General features: G+C 58.3%; 18 protein-coding genes. 8 read left to right on the plus strand and 10 right to left on the minus strand.

The features are described from left to right. Window positions 1-174: 174 nt before the first annotated feature. The 5 genes from serS to lrp all read right to left on the minus strand — a co-directional run bounded on the left by serS (window position 175) and on the right by lrp (window position 8,555). Entirely contained in the window at window positions 175-1,467 is a 1,293-nt protein-coding gene (gene serS / locus QLG03_RS06730; RefSeq protein WP_004201371.1) for a serine--tRNA ligase, read from the minus strand. Window positions 1,468-1,558: 91 nt separating this feature from the next. Beyond that, on the minus strand, window positions 1,559-2,902 hold the full coding sequence (gene rarA / locus QLG03_RS06735) for a replication-associated recombination protein RarA (RefSeq protein WP_032455263.1): 1,344 nt from the start codon (window positions 2,900-2,902) through the stop codon (window positions 1,559-1,561). 8 nt (window positions 2,903-2,910) lie between these two features. Further along, window positions 2,911-3,522, minus strand: coding sequence for an outer membrane lipoprotein chaperone LolA (gene lolA / locus QLG03_RS06740; RefSeq protein WP_004201368.1), 612 nt, complete (start codon window positions 3,520-3,522; stop codon window positions 2,911-2,913). 122 nt (window positions 3,523-3,644) lie between these two features. Continuing rightward, complete coding sequence (gene ftsK, locus QLG03_RS06745; protein ID WP_255988115.1) at window positions 3,645-7,925, minus strand: DNA translocase FtsK; 4,281 nt, start codon at window positions 7,923-7,925, stop codon at window positions 3,645-3,647. 135 nt (window positions 7,926-8,060) lie between these two features. Continuing rightward, window positions 8,061-8,555, minus strand: coding sequence for a leucine-responsive transcriptional regulator Lrp (lrp, locus tag QLG03_RS06750; protein WP_000228469.1), 495 nt, complete (start codon window positions 8,553-8,555; stop codon window positions 8,061-8,063). A 532-nt stretch (window positions 8,556-9,087) separates the two neighbouring features. On the opposite strand from lrp, the gene trxB reads away from it, so the two are divergent. The 5 genes from trxB (at window position 9,088) to infA (ending at window position 14,972) form a co-directional block, all read left to right on the plus strand. Beyond that, window positions 9,088-10,056 carry a thioredoxin-disulfide reductase gene (gene trxB, locus QLG03_RS06755; protein WP_002898019.1) on the plus strand — a complete coding sequence of 323 codons (969 nt, stop codon included), beginning with the start codon at window positions 9,088-9,090 and terminating at the stop codon, window positions 10,054-10,056. A 114-nt stretch (window positions 10,057-10,170) separates the two neighbouring features. Next, the gene (gene cydD, locus QLG03_RS06760; protein ID WP_044521908.1) at window positions 10,171-11,937 is read left to right on the plus strand and encodes a cysteine/glutathione ABC transporter permease/ATP-binding protein CydD; all 1,767 of its coding nucleotides are present in this window, start codon (window positions 10,171-10,173) and stop codon (window positions 11,935-11,937) included. Beyond that, a complete protein-coding gene (gene cydC / locus QLG03_RS06765) occupies window positions 11,938-13,659 on the plus strand; it encodes a cysteine/glutathione ABC transporter ATP-binding protein/permease CydC (RefSeq protein WP_023289007.1) in 1,722 nt (573 codons plus the stop codon). A gap of 39 nt (window positions 13,660-13,698) precedes the next feature. Continuing rightward, the gene (gene aat / locus QLG03_RS06770; protein WP_023289006.1) at window positions 13,699-14,400 is read left to right on the plus strand and encodes a leucyl/phenylalanyl-tRNA--protein transferase; all 702 of its coding nucleotides are present in this window, start codon (window positions 13,699-13,701) and stop codon (window positions 14,398-14,400) included. A 353-nt stretch (window positions 14,401-14,753) separates the two neighbouring features. Continuing rightward, window positions 14,754-14,972: a translation initiation factor IF-1 gene (gene infA, locus QLG03_RS06775; protein ID WP_001040187.1), complete on the plus strand. Its 219-nt coding sequence runs from the start codon at window positions 14,754-14,756 to the stop codon at window positions 14,970-14,972. A 122-nt stretch (window positions 14,973-15,094) separates the two neighbouring features. On the opposite strand, the gene clpA is transcribed toward infA, so the two are convergent. Both clpA and clpS read right to left on the minus strand, forming a co-directional pair. Beyond that, window positions 15,095-17,374: an ATP-dependent Clp protease ATP-binding subunit ClpA gene (gene clpA / locus QLG03_RS06780; RefSeq protein ID WP_032455257.1), complete on the minus strand. Its 2,280-nt coding sequence runs from the start codon at window positions 17,372-17,374 to the stop codon at window positions 15,095-15,097. 30 nt (window positions 17,375-17,404) lie between these two features. Then, window positions 17,405-17,722: an ATP-dependent Clp protease adapter ClpS gene (gene clpS, locus QLG03_RS06785; protein ID WP_002896520.1), complete on the minus strand. Its 318-nt coding sequence runs from the start codon at window positions 17,720-17,722 to the stop codon at window positions 17,405-17,407. Between the two features lie 325 nt (window positions 17,723-18,047). On the opposite strand from clpS, the gene cspD reads away from it, so the two are divergent. After that, a complete protein-coding gene (cspD, locus tag QLG03_RS06790; RefSeq protein ID WP_002896516.1) occupies window positions 18,048-18,269 on the plus strand; it encodes a cold shock-like protein CspD in 222 nt (73 codons plus the stop codon). Between the two features lie 76 nt (window positions 18,270-18,345). Here the strand turns inward: cspD and macB are convergent, their stop codons facing one another. The 3 genes from macB to QLG03_RS06805 all read right to left on the minus strand — a co-directional run bounded on the left by macB (window position 18,346) and on the right by QLG03_RS06805 (window position 23,203). Beyond that, the gene (macB, locus tag QLG03_RS06795) at window positions 18,346-20,286 is read right to left on the minus strand and encodes a macrolide ABC transporter ATP-binding protein/permease MacB (protein ID WP_044521907.1); all 1,941 of its coding nucleotides are present in this window, start codon (window positions 20,284-20,286) and stop codon (window positions 18,346-18,348) included. Then, window positions 20,283-21,398 (minus strand): macrolide transporter subunit MacA, encoded by a 1,116-nt coding sequence (macA, locus tag QLG03_RS06800; RefSeq protein WP_255988123.1) that lies wholly within the window; start codon window positions 21,396-21,398, stop codon window positions 20,283-20,285. The genes macB and macA overlap by 4 nt, the downstream gene beginning before the upstream one ends. A gap of 146 nt (window positions 21,399-21,544) precedes the next feature. Next, window positions 21,545-23,203: an ATP-dependent endonuclease gene (locus tag QLG03_RS06805; protein ID WP_023289003.1), complete on the minus strand. Its 1,659-nt coding sequence runs from the start codon at window positions 23,201-23,203 to the stop codon at window positions 21,545-21,547. Between the two features lie 418 nt (window positions 23,204-23,621). Between QLG03_RS06805 and aqpZ the strand changes: the two genes are divergently transcribed. Then, complete coding sequence (aqpZ, locus tag QLG03_RS06810) at window positions 23,622-24,317, plus strand: aquaporin Z (protein WP_004201355.1); 696 nt, start codon at window positions 23,622-23,624, stop codon at window positions 24,315-24,317. 115 nt (window positions 24,318-24,432) lie between these two features. Further along, window positions 24,433-25,332: a lysine exporter LysO family protein gene (locus QLG03_RS06815; RefSeq protein ID WP_048334579.1), complete on the plus strand. Its 900-nt coding sequence runs from the start codon at window positions 24,433-24,435 to the stop codon at window positions 25,330-25,332. Window positions 25,333-25,470 lie beyond the last annotated feature (138 nt).

The following is a 25,470-nucleotide window of genomic DNA, read 5'->3' on the forward strand; positions in this document are numbered from 1 at the left end:
ATAAACTGACAAGCGCTATATAGTCATATATATAAGGCTTTGAAATATTATTGGTTTTTTATGCTGGTTTAATCCAAAGGGAGTATCACTGCATTCGCGGATGGGATTATTGCCCGGTATCAATAAGGATGTAAAAAAAGCGCCCGCAGGCGCTTTTAAGGGAGAAGGTAAAAATTAACCGATATATTCGAGGCCGCGCATATACGGGCGCAGGATTTCCGGGATCTCGATACGGCCATCGGCCTGCTGATAGTTTTCCATCAGCGCCACCAGGGTACGACCGACCGCCAGGCCAGAACCATTCAGGGTATGAACGAGACGGGTCTTCTTGTCGGACTTGCTGCGGCAGCGAGCCTGCATACGACGCGCCTGGAAATCCCAGACGTTGGAGCAGGAAGAGATCTCACGGTAGGTGTTCTGCGCCGGGACCCACACTTCGAGGTCATAGGTTTTGCAGGCGCTGAAGCCCATATCGCCGGTGCACAGCGCGACCTTACGGTAAGGCAGGCCCAGCAGCTGCAGCACTTTCTCGGCGTGGCCGGTCATCTCTTCCAGCGCCGCCATCGAGTCTTCCGGACGGACAATCTGCACCATTTCAACTTTATCGAACTGGTGCATACGGATCAGACCGCGGGTGTCGCGACCATAAGAACCTGCTTCGGAACGGAAGCACGGCGTATGGGCGGTCATTTTTATCGGCAGATCGTCTTCATCGATAATTTCATCACGCACCAGGTTGGTCAGCGGCACTTCCGCCGTCGGGATCAGCGCGTAGTTGCTGCTGTCAGCCTCTTCTTCCAGCGGACGGGTATGGAACAGGTCGCCGGCGAATTTCGGCAGCTGACCGGTGCCATACAGGGTGTCCTGGTTAACCAGGTACGGGACATAGTTTTCGCTATAGCCATGCTGTTCAGTGTGCAGATCCAGCATGAACTGCGCCAGGGCGCGGTGCAGACGTGCCAGCTGGCCTTTCATCACCACGAAGCGCGAACCGGTGAGCTTAACGGCGGCGGCAAAATCCAGCCCCCCGTGCATTTCACCCAGCGTCACGTGATCGCGCACGTCGAAATCGAACTGGCGCGGCGTGCCCCAGCGGCTGACTTCAACGTTGTCGTTTTCGTCACGGCCAACCGGCACGTCATCGTGAGGAATATTCGGGATCGCCAGCGCGATATCGCGGATTTCCGCCAGCAGCGCTTCCAGCTCGGATTTTGCGGCATCCAGCTGTTCGCCGAGTTTGTTCACTTCCAGGCGTAATGGCTCGATGTCTTCCCCGCGCGCTTTCGCCTGGCCAATGGATTTCGATCGGGAGTTGCGCTCCGCCTGCAGGTTTTCCGTTTGCACCTGCAGAACTTTACGACGCTCTTCAAGCGCGCGAAGTTTATCTACATCCAGCTTAAAGCCCCGGCGTGCCAGTTTTTCTGCGACTGCGTCTGGCTCGGTACGCAGCAGATTGGGATCGAGCATGCTTATCCTGTGCTTATCGAATTAAAAAAAGAATAGTGGCCGCAGACTACGACCACGGAAATAGTGTAATAACCTTACCGCAACGCCTCAATTAGCGGTAGCGTTTTATCGGGCTATTTTGATCCTGTTCAGCGAGCCAGGCGAGCTTTTCGCCAATTTTGCCCTCAAGCCCCCGGTTTGTCGGGCGATAATAGCGCGTTTGCGCCATTTCCTGCGGGAAGTACTGCTCACCGGCGGCGTAGGCGTTAGGTTCGTCATGAGCGTAACGATACTCCTGCCCGTAGCCCATCTCTTTCATCAGCTTCGTCGGGGCATTGCGCAGATGCACCGGAACGTCATAGTCCGGACGGTCTCGCGCGTCGGCCAGCGCCGCTTTAAAGGCAGTGTAGACCGCATTGCTCTTCGGCGCGCAGGCCAGATAGACAATGGCCTGGGCAATCGCCCGTTCGCCTTCCGCCGGCCCGACGCGGGTAAAGCAGTCCCACGCCGAAATGGCCACCTGCATCGCCCGCGGGTCGGCGTTGCCGACGTCTTCCGAGGCAATCGCCAGACAACGGCGGGCAACGTACAGCGGATCGCCCCCGGCGGTGATGATCCGCGCGTACCAGTAGAGCGCCGCGTCCGGCGCGCTCCCGCGCACTGACTTATGCAGGGCGGAAATCAAATCGTAGAAACGGTCGCCTTTATTATCAAAGCGCGCGCTGCGCTCGCCGGCGATCTCGGTCAGCAGTTCCGCCTTCAGCACCCGCTTGCCCGCATCATCGCTCTCGGCCATATCGGCCATCATTTCCAGGGTATTCAGCGCCCGCCGCGCATCGCCGTTCACCAGTTCGGCGATGGCCCTGCGGGTCTCATCCGGCAATACGATATCCTGGCCGCCGTAGCCGCGGGTTTTATCGTGCATCGCCTGGTCAAGCACCTGCTCGATATCGTCGGTGGTGAGCGATTTCAGTAAGTAGACGCGGGCGCGGGAGAGCAGCGCTGAATTAAGCTCAAAGGAGGGATTTTCGGTGGTCGCGCCAATAAAGGTGATGGTGCCATCTTCAATATGCGGCAGAAAGGCATCCTGCTGGCTTTTATTGAAGCGATGCACTTCGTCAACAAACAGAATCGTTCGTCGGCCGGCGTTGCGATTCTGCCGCGCGCGCTCAATGGCCTCGCGGATCTCTTTCACCCCGGAGGTCACCGCCGAGATCCGTTCGACATCGGCGCTGGCATAGCGGGCGATCACTTCCGCCAGGGTAGTCTTGCCGGTGCCCGGCGGCCCCCAGAGGATCATCGAATGCAGGTGCCCGGCTTCGATCGCCCGCGGCAGGGGTTTGCCCGGCGCCAGCAGGTGCTGCTGGCCAATATACTGCGCTAAATTTTCTGGCCGCATGCGAGCGGCCAGAGGTTGAAACGCGTTGTCGGAAAAATCGAGCGACAGATTGCTCACTTTCGCCTCTACTTACGTTGATCGTCCACCGTCACCCCTTTCGGCGGCGTAAAGGTGAACTTAGATGCGTCGACGGCGCCGTTCTGCTGCGATTTCAGCTGATAGCTGCTGCGCTGATCATCCTGCTCGACGGCGCTGAACTGATGGATGGTGCCGTCCCGACCGACGTTGATCGTGAACTGCTTCAGGTTGCCGCTGCCGCTTTTCGGCGTCAGCACAAAATCATCGCCGTTTTGTTTGATATTGTACTGCTGCCAGTCGCTGGACTGGTTGCGGGCAATCAGCATAAACGGCGTGTTGCTGGTGGCGTCTTTCAGCCAGGTCGCCGTGGCCTGCTCGACGAACGGGTTATAGAACCACAGGGTTTTACCATCCGAAACGAGGACGCTCTCATCCGGCTGGGTCATATGCCAGTTAAACAGATTCGGGCGTTTTACCCACAGGTCGCCCTGTCCGTCCTGCACGGCGTTGCCGCTGCCGTCGGTGACTTTTTGCGTGAAGCTGGCATGGAAGCTGCTCACTTTATCAAGACGGCTTTTTAAGTCACTGGCCGCATCTGCCCAGACCTGGCTGACGACCATACCAGACAGTAATGCACAGGTGATTGCGAGTTTTTTCATTGTTCTTCCTTAATGTGCGTCACTCCCGACGCGGGAGCCTCTTCTGCCCCTAATGTAGGACCGCCGACGGCGGCGGGACAGAAGAATTGGCTGATTTTGCGCTTATTTACCCAACTTTGCACTCATTCAAAGGGCGGCGGCGCCAGTACTTCGCGGTTACCGTTATGGCCCTGCTCGCTGACAATGCCCTGCGCTTCCATCTGTTCGATAATACGCGCGGCACGGTTATAGCCGATGCGGAACTGGCGCTGCACCCCGGAAATCGACGCTTTACGCTTCTCGGTCACAAAGCTGACCGCCTGATCGAACAGCGGATCCAGCTCTTCACCACCGTCGAAGCCACCGCCGCCGCCTTCGCTTTCGCTGTCGGAGGTAATGCCGTCTACATACTGCGGACGACCGCGGGCTTTCCAGTCCTGAACCACGGCGTGGACTTCCTGGTCGCGAACAAACGCCCCATGGACGCGCACCGGCGTGGTGGAGTTCGGCCCGGAGTAGAGCATGTCCCCCATCCCGAGCAGCGATTCCGCACCGCCCTGATCCAGAATGGTACGCGAGTCAATTTTGCTCGACACGGTAAAAGCGATGCGCGTCGGAATGTTGGCCTTAATCAGACCGGTAATGACATCCACCGACGGACGCTGCGTCGCCAGCACCAGGTGGATCCCCGCCGCACGCGCTTTCTGCGCCAGGCGAGCGATCAGCTCTTCCACCTTCTTACCGACGGTCATCATCAGGTCGGCGAATTCGTCCACCAGCACCACAATGTACGGCAGCTTTTCCAGTACCGGGTGCACGGCGTCCATACTGTCGCCAGGCTTCCAGTACGGATCCGGGATCGGACGACCCATGCGCGCCGCTTCTGCAATCTTCTCGTTATAGCCCGCCAGGTTACGCACGCCCAGCGCCGACATCAGCTTGTAGCGACGCTCCATCTCGTTGACGCTCCAGCGCAGCGCATTGGCGGCGTCTTTCATGTCGGTAACCACTTCCGTCAGCAGGTGCGGAATACCTTCGTAGACCGACAACTCCAGCATTTTCGGGTCGATCATGATGAAACGCACATCTTCCGGCTGCGCCTTGTAGAGCATGCTGAGGATCATGGCGTTGACGCCGACCGACTTACCGGAACCGGTGGTACCGGCCACCAGCAGGTGCGGCATTTTCGCCAGATCGGCCACCACCGGATCGCCGGCGATGTCTTTACCCAGCACCACGGTCAGCGGCGACGGGTTATCACGGAACTTGCTGTTGTCGAGCACTTCACGCAGGTAGACGGTCTGGCGCTTTTTATTCGGCAGCTCAAGCCCGACATACGGTTTACCCGGGATCACCTCCACCACGCGCACGGCGACCGTGGACAGCGAACGCGCCAGATCCCGTGACAGGTTAGAGATTCGCGCCGCTTTGACGCCAGGCGCCAGATTCAGTTCGAAGCGGGTGATCACCGGCCCCGGCGAGTAGTTCACCACATCCGCTTTAATGCGGAAATCGGCGAGTCGCGCTTCCACCAGTCGTGCCATCTGCTCGAGAGCAAAGGTATCCACCGGCTCGACTTCACTGGGCGGCGGCGTAAGCAGATCCAGCGACGGCAGCGGCGTCGTCGGCTTTTGCAGCGGTCGACTATCGCCATTGCGCATCAGCAGCGGGTGGATCAGGCTCTCCTGCGGCGCAGGCGCGGCAGGCTGATGCCCCTGCGGGGTAACCGGTTGGTGCTGCGGCACGGACTGCGGCGCAGTCTGGTAAGGCTGCGGCGGCACTGGCTGATGATGTACCGGCTGGTGCTGCGCAGGTTGATAACCCTGCTGCGGAGCGGCGGCCGGTTGTTGATAGTGCTGGGCTGGCTGCTGCGGCTGTACTTCAGGTGTCGGCGTAAACAGCGGCTCGCTCGGCCCCTCATTGACCAGAGTTTTCATCGGCGAGAATTCGTAATCCGCCGGCGAGAACGGATTGGCGCCCGGCGGCTGCTCGGAGGCGTAGCGCTGCTGCTGGGTGGCGGCAAACTGGCGCGCCAGCTCCGCTTCCGCCGCGGCGTCGGCATCATCGTCATCAGTCGCGTTATCGTCTTCCCAGCGATGGCCATAGCGCTGCTGTTGAGTGGCGGCGAACTGGCGAGCCAGTTCATCCTGCTCCATAGCATCCGCTTCCTCATCAGAGATCAGCCCATCATCATAATGGGGGTCTCGCTCTGCCTGCCGCGCGCGCTGTTCTGCTTCACGCTGCGACGGTAGCTTGATGCCGTAGGAGGCCAGTTCCCGACGCGTCGGGACGCGAACACGATTAGGCCGCGGTAGTTTTGGACCAATGCCCTCTTTCACCTGTACCCGCGGTCCGCTGGAGGCCGGGCTGAACAATGGCGCCGTCGCTGCGGACGCGGCGGTCGCCGTCGTCGCGGCCGCTGAGCCGCCGCTGGCAGCCGTTGCCTGATGCACCCCGGCCGCCACCGCAGAAACCACGGTTGACTCCACGGGCGGTTTGGCCGGGGCGGCTGGCGGCGTCAGCGGTTTGGTGGCGATCGGGCTTTCCGGCTCCGGAATAGGCTGATACCAGGAAGCCAGCAGCTCGCGTTCGCGCGCCCGCTTCTCTTCCACTTCCTCGAAGTAATAGAGCGGCGGACGTTTCACTTCTTCCTGCACGACCTCAGGCTCTGGCTGCGCGGCAGGTACCGGCGCGGGCTCAGGCTGATACGCCTGCGGCGCGGGCTGGCCGGCATGCGGATCGTAACTCGGCTGCTGATAAGGCGCAGTCTCGGGTTGATACCCCTGCGGCGCGGGCTGGCCGGCATACGGATCGTAAACCGGCTGCTGATACTGTGCAGGTTCGGGTTGATACCCCTGCGGCGCGGGCTGACCGGCATGCGGATCGTAAACCGGCTGCTGGTGCGGCGCAGGCTCGGGTTGATACCCCTGCGGCGCAGGCTGTTGCCCGGCATATGGATCGTAAACCGGCTGCTGATACTGTGCAGGCTCTGGTTGATACCCCTGCGGCGCAGGCTGTTGTCCGGCATATGGATCGTAAACCGGCTGCTGATACTGTACAGGCTCTGGTTGATACCCCTGCGGCGCAGGCTGTTGTCCGGCATATGGATCGTAAACCGGCTGCTGGTGCGGCGCATGCTCGGGTTGATACCCCTGCGGCGCAGGCTGTTGTCCGGCATGCGGATCGTAAACCGGCTGTTGATACTGCGCCGGCTCTGGTTGAAACGCCTGCGGCGCGGGTTGCCCCGCTGGCGGCTGATAAGCAGCCTGCTGGAACGGGGCGGGTTCAGGCTGGTAGGCCTGCTGCGGCGGATAGCTGGCTTCTGGCTGATAAGCCGGCGCAGCGCCCTGATGGCCCGCCGTCGACTCGCCCCACGCCTGCGGCGCGGCAGTGGCCGCCGCCGCTGCGCCCACCGGCTCAGCGATACTGTGGCCGTTCAGCAACGGATCGTAAGGGTCGAAATCGCCCGGGCGCGCGGCGCTGGCGCCGGAAAATAGCACATCATTCTCTGCGGGACGCGCGGCGCTGGCACCGGAAAACAGTACATCGTCGGCGGCGACTGGCGCACCGCTGGCGCTGTACTGCACGGCCTCTTCCCCGTCGTCCATCCGTTTGCCGGAGAAAAGCGCCGCGTCGGTTTTACGCCCCATAGGGTTGGTAAACTTCTCGGCCAGACGTTTACGCCGCGCCAGCGCGCTGCGCAAGATACGGGCCCGACGCGACTCCTGGGGGGTTGCCGCCTCTTCGTCGTCGTACTCTTCATCGTCGTCTTCGTATTCGCCTTCATCGACCCAGGTATCATCCCGACGGGTGCGGTTGCTGGCAAAGGTGAGTACGGACAGGATGCCGCCGCCCAGTTTTTCCGCAATGCTGACCCACGACCAGCCGGTAAACAGCGTCAGGCCGGCCGCCCAGATGCACAACAGAGCGATGGTGCCGCCGCTGCTGTGCAGCAGCGGTTGCAGGGTGGTGCTCAGCAGGCTGCCAATCACCCCGCCAGAGGCGAAGTACCAGATATCATCAGCGTTAATCGCCGCCAGACCGCAGGAGGTCAGGATCAGGGCTAACGCACCGATGAGACGCAGAGAAACGGCGAAATAATCAATGTATTCGTCGTTTTCCTGATGCCGCCAGGCAAACCAGCATCCGCCGATGATGATCACCGGGATGGTATAGGCCATGACGCCAAAAATGAAAAACAGGGTATCGGCAAGCCACGCGCCGGGGGCGCCGCCTAAATTATGAATAGGCTCATGCCATGCCGTTTGCGACCAGCTTGGGTCCGAGGGGTTAAAGCTCAGTAATGCCGCCATCAGCCAGATGGCGAAGAGGGAGCAAAGGATGAGCATCGCCTCAAGGAGTCGGCGCCCGCTGCTGAGTTTGGTAAGTTTGACTTCTTTGTCTTCGGTGTATTCCTGGCTCAAGAAAGGCTCTCCAGGTATCAGGCTGTTTCCTGCCTGCTGCTAAAACGGACAACAGCGCCGGGTCTCCCCGGCACTGTTGCTGTATGGATTAACAGGAGTGTAATCAAACTACGTCGAGTTTGCACCTGTTCCGTGTTAGCGCGTCTTAATAACCAGACGATTACTTTGCTTGACTTCTTCCATTACCACATAGGTACGGGTGTCGTTAACGCCCGGCAGGCGCAGCAAGGTCTCGCCCAGTAATTTACGATACGCTGACATATCCGGTACGCGGGTTTTCAACAGATAGTCGAAATCACCGGAAACCAGATGACACTCTTGAATTTCTTCAAGTTTTTGCACTGCGGCGTTAAATTGCTCAAACACATCCGGTGCGCCACGATTCAGAGTAATCTCAACAAATACCAGAAGTGATGCATCCAGATAATGCGGGTTGAGCAGCGCCGTATAGCCCTGAATAAAACCCTGTCTTTCAAGACGACGCACACGCTCAAGGCAAGGCGTCGGAGAAAGTCCCACCCGTTTAGAAAGCTCGACGTTAGAAATTCGCCCATCTTTTTGCAATTCATTCAGGATGTTACGATCAATGCGGTCGAGATCTTTGCCAGGGCGCTTCTTGCTATCTACCATTATTATTGTCTCTCTGTATTCCTTCCCTACTCCTGTTCCGGCTCTGTGCCTTCACTGCCAGAGCCCATCCTGTTATTACCCGTACGACATTAGGTAACCCAGGGGTACGTGAGAAGCCCGTTGCCTGACGGCAGTCACCGATATCACGCATGGCGTCTGTCCACACCATGCGTAGATTTCGTTAACCCGGATAAAAATGGCATTTGCGTGCATGAAAATTCGCCGCACGCCAAATACTGCTTTTCTTCTTCCTTGAATGTTTTCGCAAAAGCACAGGGGATTGTCAAAGCAAAACATCGATTTTTAGTACAAGATGCCAGATATTCATCATCCACCCTGGTTGATTCTCATTTTTTCGTCTTATAATTGCCCCGCCAACAGTAGAAATAGTTATATTCCTTGCCGGGAAAATCGCCAATTCATCGGCCGCTTCTATTGCACATATCGTTAACAAAATCGCTGCGCTCTTTTTTTACGACAACAAATTCCCTACAATCCCAGCCCAATGTATGCCAATTATTATGGGGATCTCATGGGCACAGCCAAACACAGTAAACTGCTTATTCTTGGTTCTGGACCTGCGGGATACACCGCGGCGGTCTATGCCGCGCGCGCCAACCTGCAGCCGGTGCTGATCACCGGGATGGAAAAAGGCGGTCAGCTGACCACTACGACGGAAGTGGAAAACTGGCCAGGCGATCCGAACGATTTGACCGGTCCGCTGCTGATGGAGCGCATGCACGAGCATGCCGCGAAATTTGAAACCGAGATTATTTTCGACCATATCAGCCGCGTCGACCTGCAAAACCGGCCGTTCCGTCTGACCGGCGACAGCGGCGAATACACCTGTGACGCGCTGATTATCGCCACCGGCGCTTCAGCCCGTTACCTGGGTCTGCCTTCCGAAGAAGCCTTCAAGGGCCGCGGCGTTTCCGCGTGCGCCACCTGTGACGGATTCTTCTATCGCAACCAGAAAGTGGCGGTGATCGGCGGCGGCAACACCGCGGTTGAAGAGGCCCTGTATCTGTCGAACATCGCCTCTGAGGTACATCTGATCCACCGTCGCGATTCCTTCCGTGCGGAAAAAATCCTCATCAAACGCCTGATGGACAAAGTGGCAAGCGGCAACATCGTGCTGCATACCGATCGCACCCTCGAAGAGGTGACCGGCGACCAGATGGGCGTTAGCGGCCTGCGTCTGCGCGATACCAAAAACAGCGACAACGTCGAGTCCCTGGAAGTAGCCGGTCTGTTTGTCGCCATCGGCCACAGCCCGAACACCGCCATCTTTGAAGGTCAGTTGGAGCTGGAGAACGGCTACATCAAAGTGCAGTCCGGTATCCACGGCAATGCGACCCAGACCAGCATCCCGGGCGTGTTTGCCGCCGGCGATGTCATGGACCATATTTATCGTCAGGCTATCACCTCCGCCGGCACCGGCTGCATGGCGGCGCTGGACGCTGAACGTTACCTCGACGGTTTGGCTGACGCGTGCAAATAATCTTTACAAGTCAGTAACAAAGGTAAAGAAGGCGACGAAAAGTCGCCTTTATTTTTGCCGCGATGTAACATTGCCGTGCCCAATATTCCCATAACGACACCTGCTAAGCGCGCAATGAATAAAACCCGTCAACAAGAGTTAACCCGCTGGTTAAAACAGCAAAGCATTATCTCCCGTCGCTGGTTGATGATTTCCCGCCTCCTCGGCGTGGCGAGCGGTCTGCTGATCGTGGCGCAGGCCTGGTTCCTGGCGCGGATCCTGCACCGGATGGTGATGGAGAATATTCCTGCGACCGCCCTGCTGCTGCCGCTGACCCTGCTGGTGCTGACCTTTGTGCTGCGCGCCTGGGTGGTCTGGCTGCGTGAACGGGTCGGCTTTCAGGCCGGACAGCATATTCGCTATGAAATTCGCCGCCAGGTGCTCGACCGTCTCCAGCAGGCGGGCCCGGCGTGGATCCAGGGTAAACCGGCCGGCAGCTGGGCGACGCTTATCCTCGAGCAGATCGACGATATGCATGACTATTATGCCCGCTACCTGCCGCAGATGACGCTGGCGGCCTGCGTGCCGCTGCTGATCGTTATCACTATTTTCCCGATCAACTGGGCCGCCGCGCTGATCCTCCTCGGCACCGCGCCGCTGATCCCCCTGTTTATGGCCCTGGTTGGGATGGGCGCCGCCGATGCCAACCGGCGTAACTTCCAGGCGCTGGCCCGCCTCAGCGGCCACTTCCTCGACCGTCTGCGCGGCATGGAAACCTTGCGTATTTTTCACCGTGGTCAGGCCGAAACGGATAATATTCGCGACGCCTCGCAGGACTTTCGCCAACGCACCATGGAAGTCCTGCGCCTGGCGTTCCTCTCCTCCGGAGTACTGGAGTTTTTCACCTCGCTCTCCATTGCGCTGGTAGCGGTTTATTTCGGCTTCTCATACCTGGGCGAGCTTAACTTCGGCCACTATGGCGCGGGCGTCACGCTGATGGCGGGCTTCCTGACGCTGATCCTCGCCCCGGAGTTTTTCCAGCCATTACGCGACCTGGGCACCTTCTACCATGCCAAAGCCCAGGCCGTCGGCGCTGCGGACAGTCTGAAAACGTTTATGGAAACCCCGCTGACCCAGGTGGAGCGTGGCGAAAAAACCTTAAATGATAACGATCTGATTGGCGTGGAAGCGCGCGATCTGCTGATTAAATCTCCCGACGGAAAAGTCCTCGCCGGGCCGCTGAATTTTTCACTGCCTGCAGGCGCGCGGGTGGTGCTGGTGGGGCAGAGCGGCTCAGGGAAAAGTTCCCTGCTGAACACCCTGCTCGGCTTTTTGCCCTATGAAGGTTCGCTGAAGGTCAACGGCGTGGAGCTGCGCGAGCTGGACGCCGATCGCTGGCGTCGCCTGTTAAGCTGGGTGGGGCAGAATCCCCAGCTTCCTGCCGCCACGCTGCGGGAAAATGTGCTGCTGGCGTGGCCGGAAGCCAGCGATGCCCAGCTTCGGCTGGCGCTGGACAAGGCCTGGGTGAGCGAGTTTATCGCTCTGCTGCCGGATGGGATCCATACCGCCGTGGGCGATCAGGCGGGCCGTCTGTCGGTCGGCCAGGCGCAGCGTATCGCGGTCGCCCGCGCGCTGTTGGTGCCGTGCCGCCTGCTGCTGCTGGATGAACCCGCCGCCAGCCTCGACGCCCATAGCGAACAACGGGTTATGCAGGCGTTGACCCACGCCTCCACCCAGCAAACCACGCTGCTGGTTACCCATCAGCTTGAGGGACTGGCGGACTGGGATGCCGTCTGGGTGATGCAGGACGGACAGATTATCGAACAAGGCGACTACGCCACGCTGGCCCGCGCCGGCGGGGTCTTCTCGGCGCTGTTGGCCCATCGTCAGGAGGAGATTTAAATGCGCGCGCTCTTACCCTATCTGGCACTGTATAAACGCCACAAATGGATGCTGCTGCTCGGCATCGTACTGGCTATTGTGACCCTGCTGGCCAGTATCGGCCTGCTGACGCTCTCCGGCTGGTTTCTCTCCGCCTCTGCGGTGGTGGGCGTCGCCGGGATCTACAGTTTTAACTATATGCTGCCCGCCGCGGGCGTCCGCGGCGCAGCGATTATCCGTACCGCCGGACGCTATTTCGAGCGTCTGGTCAGCCACGATGCCACCTTCCGCGTGCTGCAGCACCTGCGCGTCTTCACCTTCAGCAAACTGCTCCCCCTCTCTCCGGCGGGGCTGGCGCGCTTTCGCCAGGGTGAACTGCTCAACCGCGTAGTCGCCGACGTCGACACTCTGGATCATCTCTACCTGCGGGTCATTTCGCCGCTGGTCGGCGCGCTGGTGGTGATTGTGGTGGTGACCTGCGGATTAAGCCTGCTCGACGTTACCCTCGCGCTGACGCTCGGCGGCATCATGCTGGTGACCCTGCTGGTTATGCCGCCGCTGTTCTATCGCGCCGGTAAACCGGCCGGAGAGAGTATGACCCAGCTGCGCGGTCAGTATCGGCAACAGCTTACCGCCTGGCTGCAGGGCCAGGCGGAGCTGATGGTGTTTAACGCCAGCGACCGCTATCGCGCGCAAATGGAAAAAACCGAGCTCAGCTGGCAGGACGCGCAGCGTCGCCAGGCCGAGCTGACCGCGCTTTCACAGGCGCTAATGCTGTTAATCGGCGGAATCGCCGTGGTGGCCATGCTCTGGCTGGCCTCAGACGGCGTCGGCGGCAACAGTCAGCCCGGGGCGCTGATCGCCCTGTTCGTCTTCTGCGCCCTGGCGGCTTTCGAAGCCCTGGCGCCCGTCACCGGCGCTTTCCAGCATTTAGGTCAGGTGATCGCCTCCGCGCTGCGGATCTCGCAGATCACTGACCAGCAGCCGGAAGTCTCCTTCGTTGAGGGCGAAGCCAGCAGGCCTGCGCAGGTGGCCTTAACCTTCAGGCAGGTCACCTTCCGCTACCCGCAGCAGCCCTCCCCCGCCCTGGAGAACATCTCCCTGCAGATTGCCGCCGGGGAACATATCGCTATTCTTGGCCGAACCGGCTGCGGAAAGTCGACGCTGTTGCAGTTGCTCACCCGCGCATGGGATCCGGCGCAGGGAGAGATATTGCTCAACGACCAGCCGCTGTCCGGGCTGAGCGAAGCCACCCTGCGGCAGTCAATGAGCGTGGTGCCGCAGCGCGTGCATCTGTTCAGCGCCACCCTGCGTGACAACCTGCGGCTGGCGGCGCCTGAGGCTGATGACACTCTGCTCTGCGCCACCCTTGAGAAGGTAGGCCTGGAAAAACTGCTGGAAGATGGCGGACTCAACGGCTGGCTGGGCGAAGGCGGACGCCAGCTTTCCGGCGGCGAACTGCGCCGGCTGGCCATCGCCCGCGCGCTGCTCCACGATGCGCCGCTGATGCTGCTGGATGAACCGACAGAAGGTCTGGATGCCGCCACCGAAAGCCAGATCCTGCATCTGCTGGCGGAAGTCATGCGCGAGAAGACCGTGCTGATGGTCACCCACCGCCTGCGAGGCCTGGCGCGTTTTAATCAGATAATAGTCATGGACAACGGCCAGATAATTGAGCAAGGTAGTCACGCGGAGCTGCTCGCTAAACAGGGCCGGTACTTCCAGTTTAAACAGCGTCTGTAGGCTATTATCTAATTTTTGCTGATGCGTATTGAGGTTAAAATGCGTCTGGTTCAGCTCTCCCGGCATTCTATCGCCTTCCCTTCTCCGGAAGGCGCCCTGCGTGAACCTAACGGCCTGCTGGCGCTCGGCGGCGATCTAAGCCCCGCGCGTCTGCTGATGGCCTATCAGCGTGGTATTTTTCCCTGGTTTTCCCCCGGCGACCCGATCCTCTGGTGGTCGCCCGATCCCCGGGCAGTGCTTTGGCCGGAACAGTTCCATCTCAGCCGCAGCATGAAGCGCTTTCATCAGCGCTCCCCCTACCGCGTCACGCTCAATCATGCCTTTGGCGAGGTGATTGAGGGCTGCGCCAGCGATCGTGACGAAGGCACCTGGATAACCAGCAGCATCGTTCGCGCCTATCACCAGCTGCATGAGCTGGGCCATGCCCACTCCATTGAAGTCTGGCAGGAGAATACCCTGGTGGGGGGAATGTACGGCGTGGCGCAGGGGGCATTGTTTTGCGGCGAGTCGATGTTCAGCCGGGCGGAAAATGCCTCTAAAACCGCGCTGCTGGTATTTTGCCAGGACTTTGCGCAGAGCGGCGGTAAATTAATTGACTGTCAGGTGCTGAACAACCACACCGCGTCATTAGGCGCAGTGGATATTCCCCGCCGCGATTATCTGGACTATCTCTCGGTATTACGCGGCTACCGTCTACCCGAGCGATTTTGGGTACCACGGGTGCTATTTCCGGGCGGATAATAAAATGTTTTCAGCACATTTTGCGTCAGGATGGTATAATTGCGCGGTAGAGTAGCTTCTGCCTGTTGCCCCGCCGCCGTTTGGGAATAATAAGAGTCAGATAACGCCCATCGTTCTGTCACTCCCCTTTACGTTTGCGCCTGTCACGCGGCATGGCCGTGTGTGTCCCGGGCAATGCGCCAAAACTACTTCGGCGATTCATACCCGTCATATTTCCATTGCCGGCGTGCTGACTGCGCGCCTTGCGGTAAGGTGAATGATTCAGGGTAGACACGTAAAACTTTACTTACATGATGAACTTCGGCATTATCTTGCCGGTTCAAAACTACGGTAGTGATACCCCAGAGGACTAGATGGCCAAAGAAGACAATATTGAAATGCAGGGCACCGTACTTGAAACGTTGCCTAACACTATGTTCCGCGTAGAACTGGAAAACGGTCACGTGGTAACCGCGCATATCTCCGGTAAAATGCGTAAAAACTACATCCGCATTCTGACGGGCGACAAAGTGACTGTTGAGCTGACCCCGTACGACCTGAGCAAAGGCCGCATTGTCTTCCGTAGTCGCTGATTGTTTTCGCCACTAAGGCGTCAGATGCTGAAGGCCGGGATAATTCCCGGTCTTTTCATTTCTACCGCCAGCCAGCAAAAAAAAACCGGCCAGTGGCCGGTTTTTACATGCAAGATATCGCCTTAGTGGGCGGCTTCCGGTTTGTGCTTCGGCGCGCTCTGGAAGTCGTAAGTCAGCGTATTTTTCACGCTGTCCAGAGAGACCGTCACCTGCCCCCCGTCGACCAGCGAGCCAAACAGCAGCTCGTTCGCCAGCGGTTTTTTCAGGTTGTCCTGAATGACGCGTCCCATCGGACGTGCCCCCATCGCCCGGTCGTAACCTTTTTCCGCCAGCCAGTCGCGCGCTTCCTGGCTGACTTCCAGGGAGACGCCTTTCTGATCCAGCTGAACCTGCAGCTCGACGATAAACTTGTCGACAACCTGATGGATCACCGTGGTGGAGAGGTGATCGAACCAGATAATGTTGTCGAGACGGTTACGGAACTCCGGCGTAAAGATCTTCTTGATCTCATCCATTGCATCCGGACTGTTGTCCTGCTGGATAAGGCCAATCGATTTACGCTCGGTTTCCCGCACCCCGGCGTTGGTGGTCATCACCAGCACCACGTTGCGGAAGTCCGCTTTACGTCCGTTGTTATCGGTCAGCGTTCCGTTATCCATCACCTGCAGAAGCAGGTTGAACACGTCCGGATGCGCTTTTTCGATCTCATCGAGCAGCAGCACCGCGTGCGGATGTTTAATCACCGCATCGGTCAGCAGCCCGCCCTGATCGAAGCCGACGTAGCCCGGAGGCGCCCCGATTAAACGGCTGACGGTATGACGTTCCATATATTCGGACATATCAAAACGCAGCAGCTCAATACCCAGCGCCTTCGCCAGCTGCACGGTCACTTCGGTTTTCCCCACCCCGGTCGGCCCGGCGAACAGGAATGAACCCACCGGCTTGTGCTCATGGCCCAGCCCGGCGCGCGCCATTTTGATGGCTTCCGTCAGCGCCTCGATGGCCTTATCCTGACCAAAGACCAGCATTTTCAGTCGATCGCCAAGGTTTTTCAGCGTATCGCGATCGCTGCGGGAGACGCTCTTCTCAGGGATCCGCGCAATGCGCGCCACCACTGACTCGATATCCGCCACATTAACCGTTTTCTTACGCTTGCTGACCGGCATTAAGCGCGCCCGCGCCCCTGCCTCGTCAATCACGTCAATCGCCTTATCCGGCAGATGACGATCGTTAATGTATTTCACCGCCAGCTCAACCGCCGCACGCACCGCCTTGGCGGTATAACGCACATCGTGGTGCGCTTCGTACTTCGGCTTCAGGCCGTTGATAATCTGGACGGTCTCTTCCACCGACGGTTCGGTAATATCAATTTTCTGGAAACGGCGGGCCAGCGCACGATCTTTCTCAAAGATGTTGCTGAACTCCTGGTAAGTGGTGGAGCCAATCACCCGGATCTTGCCGCTGGAAAGCAGCGGTTTGATCAGGTTAGCCGCATCGACCTGACCGCCAGACGCCGCCCCCGCACCGATGATGGTGTGGATCTCATCAATGAACAGGATGCTGTTGGTATCCTGCTCCAGCTGTTTGAGCAACGCTTTAAAGCGTTTTTCAAAATCGCCACGGTATTTCGTCCCGGCCAGCAGAGAACCAATATCGAGCGAGTAGATGGTGCAGTCAGCCATGACTTCCGGCACATCGCCCTGCACAATACGCCAGGCAAGGCCTTCGGCGATGGCGGTTTTACCGACGCCGGATTCCCCCACCAGCAGCGGGTTATTTTTACGCCGACGGCACAGAACCTGAATGGCGCGCTCCAGCTCTTTTTCACGACCGATCAGGGGATCAATGCCGCCGACGCGAGCAAGCTGATTGAGGTTGGTGGTGAAGTTTTCCATACGTTCCTCCCCGCCGGCTTGCTCTTCATTGCCAGGCTGGCTTCCGCTGTTATCGGAAGACTGGCTCGGCTCGTCTTTGCGTGTACCATGAGAAATGAAGTTCACCACATCGAGTCGGCTCACTTCATGTTTACGCAGCAGGTAGGCGGCCTGCGACTCCTGCTCGCTGAAAATCGCCACCAGCACGTTGGCGCCGGTCACTTCGCTGCGGCCAGAAGATTGCACGTGGAAGACGGCGCGCTGCAGCACACGCTGGAAGCTCAGCGTCGGCTGAGTGTCGCGCTCTTCTTCCGTGGCTGGCAGGACGGGTGTGGTTTGTTCGATGAAGGCTTCAAGTTCCTGACGCAATGCCACCAGGTCCACTGAACACGCTTCCAGGGCCTCACGGGCCGAGGGGTTGCTTAGCAGAGCCAGCAGCAAGTGCTCGACGGTCATAAACTCATGACGGTGCTCGCGCGCTCTGGCGAAAGCCATATTTAAACTGAGTTCCAGTTCTTGATTGAGCATAGGCACCTCCCCCAATTTTCATGCCTGTATTCAGGCTTTTTCCAGCGTACACAGCAATGGATGCTCGTTCTCCCTCGCGTACTGATTCACCATAGCGACTTTGGTCTCCGCCACTTCCGCGGTAAACACGCCACAAATCGCCTTACCTTCATAGTGAACCGTGAGCATCAGTTGCGTTGCACGTTCAACATCATAAGAAAAGAATTTTTGTAACACGTCAATAACAAACTCCATTGGAGTGTAGTCATCATTGACCAATATCACTTTATACATAGATGGCGGTTTAATCGCATCACGAACTTCGTCGTCAACCAGGTGCTCGAAGTCCAGCCAATCTCTCTTACTCATCGTCAGTGTTCATCATCGGTTGCTGTTGCCAACAGGCGGAAGCCTGTCGATGACCAGAGGTTATGCTCATCACAAATCTACAACAGATCATAGATAACTATCATCTATCGCTTCTATCCGCGACGGCTGTCACATTCCCCGGCAATAGCGTTAACTGCTTCAAATTTTGACGCATTTTTCGCCGCTCCCCCTCCTCAATCGCTTGACGCGTTTTCGTATTTCTCTAAATTGTAGTGGCGAGAGTTGGCGAGCAATTGAACAACTCGTCACTCCACCACCGGTTCATTCCATCTTACTAATAAAGATTTACGAAGGATGTCGAAGTATGGAAATGGGTACTGTTAAGTGGTTCAACAATGCCAAAGGGTTCGGTTTTATCTGCCCTGAGGGCGGCGGCGAAGACATTTTCGCCCATTACTCCACCATCCAGATGGATGGTTACAGAACGCTAAAAGCCGGACAAGCCGTTCGGTTTGATGTTCACCAGGGGCCAAAAGGCAACCACGCCAGCGTGATCGTCCCTGTGGAAGCGGAAACGGCTGCATAACTCTTTTGCTTCATTGTGTACATCCTGCTAATAAAATGCCAGTCCTTCTGACTGGCATTTTTATTTCTCATCCCGACTACTCCCGCGCCAGGGCATCCACCGGATCGAGCCGCGCCGCATTGCGCGCCGGCAGCCACCCAAACAGCACCCCGGTTAACGTCGAACAGAGAAACGCTGTCACCAGCGCCAGCGGCGAAAAACCGATCTCCCAGCCGGGGAGAAACAGCTGCAGAATAAACGCAATCATCAGCGACAATGTCACCCCCAGCGCGCCGCCGACCAGGCAAACCAGCACCGCTTCGATGAGAAACTGCTGCAGCACATCGCTGGCCCGGGCGCCAACCGCCATGCGGATGCCTATCTCACGCGTTCGTTCAGTCACCGACACCAGCATAATATTCATCACGCCAATCCCGCCGACCACCAGGGCGATCACCGCCACCAATGTGAGGAACAGCTGTAAGGTATGTGTGGTCCTTTCGGCGGTTTTCAAGATGCTGTCCATATTCCATGTGAATACATCTTTTTTACCATGCCGCAGCTCCAGCAAACGCAGCAGCTGTTTTTCAGCGGTGTCGCTGTCATAGCCTTCATGAACGCGAACGGTGATCGAGTTCAGCCACGACTGGCCCATCACCCTTCCCGCCATGGTGGTGTAGGGCAACCAGACGCGGAGAATTTTACTGCTGCCGAACATCGACTGCTTTTCATCCGCAACGCCAATCACCGTGGCCGGCATATTGCCCACCAGAATCACCTCGCCCACCACTTTCGCTTTGTTGGGAAACAGCTGGCGACGGGTATTGCTGTCGAGCACCACCACCTGCGCCCGGCTGTTGAGCTGCAGCTCATTAAAGGTATTGCCCTCGCTAAAGGTCATGCCGTAAACATTAAAGTATTGCGGCCCCACCCCTTCCGCGCTGGCGGCTACGTCAATATTGTTGGCGCGCAGACGCAGGCTTTTTGACACCGCCGGCGTAGCTGAACGCACCCACGGCTGTTTCTGGATCGCCAGCAAGTCGTCATACTTCAGCGCCTGCTGATAGCGCGGGTCGTCATCGCCAAAATCCTTGCCAGGGTAGACGTCAATGGTATTGGTGCCTATCGCGCGAATATCTGCCAGCACCATTTGTTTGGCGGCATCGCCCACCACGACGATCGACACCACCGAGGCAATCCCAATAATAATGCCGAGCATGGTCAGCAGGGTGCGCATTTTATTCGCCGCCATCGCCCGCCAGGCCATGACCAGCGCCTCGCGAAAGCCGCTGGTGAACTGACGCCACGCCGAGGGCTCCTCCTGCTGACGGGCGCGCAGCCCACCGCCCTGGCGGCTGGCGGAGGGGTTGCGGACGATTTCGCCATCGCGGATCTCGACGATCCGCTCCGCCTGAGCGGCGACCTGCGGATCGTGAGTGACAATGATGACCGTGTGCCCCTGCGCTTTCAGCTGGTGCAGGATCGCCATCACCTCTTCGCCGGAATGGCTATCCAGCGCGCCGGTCGGCTCATCGGCGAGGATCACTTCCCCACCGTTCATCAGGGCGCGGGCGATACTGACCCGCTGCTGTTGTCCGCCGGACAGCTGCGACGGCTGATAGTCGGCGCGATCGCCAAGCCCCAGGCGCGCCAGCAGCTCATGAGCGCGCGCCAGGCGCGCCCGCCGTTCACTGCCGGCATACACCGCCGGCACTTCGACGTTCTGCGCGGCGGTCAAATGCGACAGCAGGTGATAGCGTTGAAAGATAAAACCAAAGTGTTCCCGCCGCAGACGGGCCAGCGCATCGCCATCCAGCTGCGCAATATCGGTTCCCGCCACCCGATAGGTGCCGCTGGTGGGTTTATCAAGGCAGCCAAGGATGTTCATCAGTGTTGATTTACCCGAGCCGGAGGCGCCCACGATCGCCACCATCTCCCCGGCATGGATACTGAGGGTGATCCCCTTGAGGACCTCAACGCTGCCGTCGCCGGAAGGATAGCTGCGACGAATATCACGCAGCTCGAGCAAGGCCGTCATTTTGCCGCCCCGCTCGCGCTCTCGCCGACGATCACCTCATCCCCCTCTTCAAGTCCCTGCACCACCGAGACGTCGGTATCATTGCGCGCGCCAATGACAATCTCACGCTCTTTGACCTCGCCGGTACGCAACAGCCGGACGTGGTAGCGGTTATCACCGACCGCATCGCCCAGGGCGCTCAGCGGGATGGTGATCACGTTCTTTACCTCGGCCAGTTGAATATGCACCTGCGCGGTCATGTCGAGGCGCAGGATCCCCTGCGGGTTCGGGACCTCGAAGCGGGCATAATAGAAGATGGCGTCGTTGACTTTTTCCGGCGTCGGCAGAATGTCCTTCAGCTTGCCTTCATAGCGGGTTAACGGGTCGCCCAGCACGGTAAACCACGCCTTTTGCCCCGGTCTGAGATGGATGACATCCGCTTCGGAGACCTGCGCTTTAACCAGCATGGTGCTGAGGTCCGCCAGGGTCAGAATGTTCGGCGCCTGCTGGGCAGCGATCACCGTCTGTCCCTGCAGGGTGGTAATTTGCGTCACTTCGCCAGCCATCGGCGCCAGGATCCGCGTGTAGTCGAGGTTGGTCTTCGCCGTGTCGAGCGTCGCCTGGTTGCGCTTAATTTGCGCTTCAATGGTGCCGATTTGCGCCTGTTTCACCGCCAGGTCGGTGGTCGCGGTATCGAGGTCCTGTCGCGAGACCAGTTGGCGCTGCGCCAGCTGCTGCTGACGGGCCAGGGTCACCTGCGCCAGCTTACTCTCCGCGCGCGCCTGATTGAGCTGGGCGCGCAGCTCCATCAACGTCGCTTCCACCTCTTTGATCTGGTTTTGCGCCTGCTCAGGATCGATAACCCCCAGCAGTTGGTCCTTTTTGACCTTATCGCCGATATTCACGTGCAGCGTCTTCAGCTGTCCGCTGACCTGGGCGCCGACGTCAACTTTTCGCAGGGCATCCAGCTTGCCGGTAGCCAGCACGCTCTGCTGGAGGTCGCCTTTGCGCACCACCAGTGTCTGGTAGTGCGGCAGCGGCGCGTTGAGGATCCGCCATCCCCAGACAGCCAGACCCAGCACCACGATCGCCAACAGCCACCAGACGGTCCTGCGTTTTCCCTTCAATTTCATATTCCGATTCCTGCTGTTTCCCTGCCGATCCAGGCGGTGATTCTATCGAAACCCGTTGGCAACAGAACATCCATTTTTCGCGCCAATGACGTTTTGTTTAGCTGCCGGAGAGCTTTGCGCCGCCGAGCCCCCCGACGGCGAAGAGATTAATCGGCGCGACCGCGGGCCAGCCACAGTACCCGCGAGAACATTTTTTTCAGCAGCGTCGGCACTGCGTCCACCCCACGGCGGCCGGCTTCCATTGCCACCTCAATCGCCAGGTCCGGCTTGGATGAACGATGAATGGCCTTGGTGATCACCCGCCGCATATTCATGGGCACATTATCCGGGATCTGCGCCACCCGGTGGTAAACGTCATCAAATCCCTGACGATACATAAAGTGTTCCATATCCAGCGCCGGCAGAGTGGTCAGATGGTCGCGCTCCAGCTCGCGATCGTTATTCAGCAGGCCGCGTACGGTCGCGGCATATTTTTTCCCTGCCTCATCGCCGTCCACCAGCACGTGCCACTGGATCCCCATCCGGCGGGCGAATTTGATCAACGGCTTCAGGCCCGACTGGGCGAATTCAATGACTTTCACCCCTTCAGCATCAAAATGATGGCCGCACTGGCGGGCCAGTTCGTTGATAACCCAGGTTTCCGTCTCACCCTCTACCAGCAGCCAACAGCGGGCGAAGAGCGATGAGGCGCGATTGAAGCGGATATGAAAGGCAATGCGCCGACTCTCTTCGGCATTCATTCCGCCGGGCCCCAGCCGCCATGCCGACACCCGCGCCGATTCACGCACCAGCCGACACACCTGCTCCACCGGCGTCAGGGACAGCAGCTCTCCGGAGTTGGTGGTGGTCACCCGCTGCAACGGCAGCAAATTCAGCAGATGCCAGGCGACGGAGAGCATGATCGGATGCAGGCGGGTCTCGGGATCTTCAATCAACAGCAGCGGCCGCGCGTCGCGATCGAGGCGCACCGTCCCTTTCGCCTGCAGCAGGGTGGCGAACAGCCCCAGCAGGATCACCCGATGGCTGCGCCCGCCGGGCTTGTCGATCATCCGGTTGATAATATCCAGATAACGCCAGCTACGCTGTTCATCATGGGAACGCCGCCGCATCAGGCGATGTCGCGTCTGGGCGCTGCTTTGCTCGGCAAAATAATGCTCCAGCAGCTGCACCATGGCCGACAACCCCTCGCGGATCTGACCGTCGGATAAATTTTGCGGGTGGCTGACCAGTTCGCGGGACAGAAAATCCAGCTGGCGGGCGGTGATCTCTATCTGCGGCGAGTGCGGTACCGTTCCGTTATGAATGCGCCGCATAAAGCGCGCGTCGCGCAGACGCAGCACCGGCATCAAACGCACCAGGTGTCTGGCCAGCTCATCGATATCCTCCAGCGCCAGCGCTTCGCCTTCGCCATCGATAAAACTGCGCAGGGTCATCACGCTGTCGTCATCGGCGAGTTCGCCTTCCAGGCGGTAGAACACCCGGTGATACCCGTCATCACAGGGCACCCAACAGCGCTGAAGCGGACGGAAACGCCGCACCCGATGGCGTCCCGGCTCCGTTTCGCGGAAGGTCAGAATAATATGCAAATGGTGCTCGCGCCCCTGGATGTCGCCCGCGGGGAACCAAAAGTCATCGCGAACAAAGTGATAAAGATCGAACTCTGGCGACAAAAGCAGGGTCAGCGCATCAAGCAGACTGGACTTCCCCCACGCGTTCTCCCCGATCAGGACGTTATTTTGCTCGAGCATCAACGACAGACGATTGATACCACGAAAACCGACGATTTCTACGCGCTCAAGAAGCATATCCCCTCCGCTACACCACCACTCTCCTTCAGTAATCAACAGTATAGCGAGGGCGGCGGCAAGATGACACTCCGCTTAGTCACCTCGCGCATCCTATTCAGGAGGTTAAATATATTCATAAAATTACACACTTACCGCCTATTAACCACTGTTGATTATTCATCAAACAAAATAGTTTTATTTCAGACGTTATGTTCTACACTATTGATAATCTTGGATGGATATAGGAATAGTTAAACTGGCAAACGCAATCCCTTCACCTTGCCCTAAATCAAATAATAGCAATATATTTAACTGGCTCTGGGATGGCGATTATCTCTAGAATAACGCCGCTTTATTTTTATCGTCGTCCCTTATCACGATAAATAAAGAACGGCACGGTCCGCTCGTGCGCGTAAACATTTAAATTGAGGTGGTTATGTTCAGAAAATTAGCAGCCGAATGCTTCGGCACCTTCTGGCTTGTATTTGGCGGCTGCGGTAGCGCCGTCCTTGCCGCAGCATTTCCCGAGCTGGGTATCGGTTTTGCCGGCGTGGCGCTGGCATTTGGTTTAACCGTATTAACCATGGCGTATGCGGTTGGCCATATTTCCGGCGGTCATTTCAACCCGGCGGTGACCTTAGGCCTGTGGGCCGGCGGTCGTTTCCCGGCGAAAGAGGTCATTGGCTATATTATCGCCCAGGTGGTCGGCGGAATTATTGCCGCCGCGGTGCTGTACGTAGTGGCCAGCGGTAAAGCCGGCTTTGATGCCGCCGCCAGCGGTTTTGCCTCCAACGGCTATGGCGAACACTCCCCGGGCGGCTTCTCTATGCTGTCGGCTATCGTTATTGAAATCGTACTGACCTGCGGCTTCCTGCTGGTTATCCATGGCGCTACCGACAAACACGCGCCTGCGGGCTTCGCGCCGATCGCTATCGGCCTGGCGCTGACCCTCATCCATTTGATCAGCATTCCGGTCACCAACACCTCGGTCAACCCGGCGCGCAGCACCGCGGTGGCGATTTTCCAGGGTGGTTGGGCGCTGCAGCAGCTGTGGCTGTTCTGGGTCATGCCGATCGTCGGCGGGATCCTCGGCGGCGTGCTGTACCGCACTCTGCTGGAAAAACGCGATTAATCTTTTCTAAAGCCCGGGTCCCCGGGCTTTTTCTTTCTGGCGACAGCTTTACTCGGCCCGGCTATTTGGATAGTGTCATGAGCGCTATTCTCATCATGCAAGGGTTGCATCGTTCATGTTCTCGGGACTGTTCATCATTCTGTTGCCGCTGGTCGTCGGCTATTTACTGCCTCTTCGTCACTCCTCCGCGTTAAAACTGATTAACCGGATGCTGAGCTGGATTGTCTATGTGATCCTCTTTTTTATGGGTATCAGCCTGGCGTTTCTCGACAATCTGGCCAGCAATCTGCTGGCGATATTGCATTACGCCTCGGTGAGCGTGGTCATCATTTTACTGTGTAATATTACCGCTCTGCTGTGGCTGGAAAGAAAAATGCCCTGGCGCAGTCTGCATCGTCAGGAGAAATTACCCTCGCGCCTGGCCATGGCCCTGGAATCACTCCAGCTGTGCGGTGTGGTGGTGCTCGGTTTCTTGCTTGGCCTGACCGGCCTGTCTTTTTTACAACACGCCACCGAAGCCAGCGAATATACGCTGATCTTTCTCCTGTTCCTCGTCGGTATTCAATTACGCAATAATGGAATGAGTCTGCGACAAATAGTCCTCAACCGGCGGGGAATGATCGTCGCCGTGGTGGTCACGGCCAGTTCATTACTCGGCGGCATCCTCAACGCCTTTATTCTGGATTTGCCGCTAAAGACCGGTCTGGCGATGGCCAGCGGCTTCGGCTGGTATTCACTCTCCGGTATTTTACTGACCGAATCCTTTGGCCCGGTGATCGGCAGCGCGGCGTTCTTTAACGACCTGTGCCGCGAGCTGCTGGCCATCATGTTAATTCCGGGCCTGATTCGCCGTAGCCGCTCCACGGCGCTGGGGCTGTGCGGCGCCACCTCCATGGACTTCACCTTACCGGTGCTGCAGCGTTCCGGCGGCGTGGAGATCGTCCCTGCCGCCATCGTGCACGGTTTTCTGCTGAGCCTGCTGGTCCCGATCCTGATCGCCTTTTTTGCCGCCTGAGCAGGCGCTGGCGGCAGACTTCCTGCCGCCAATTTTGCGCTAAATCAATCTCCCTTTAAGTTGTATCAGAAATACCTTTTCTCCTCACGCGCTCGGGCATAACCTTAAACATGTATATCAAATATAACTTTAAAGGTG

The sequence above is a fragment of the Klebsiella sp. V115_8 genome, from assembly GCF_029967715.1.
GTDB classification, from domain to species: Bacteria; Pseudomonadota; Gammaproteobacteria; order Enterobacterales; family Enterobacteriaceae; genus Klebsiella; species Klebsiella quasipneumoniae.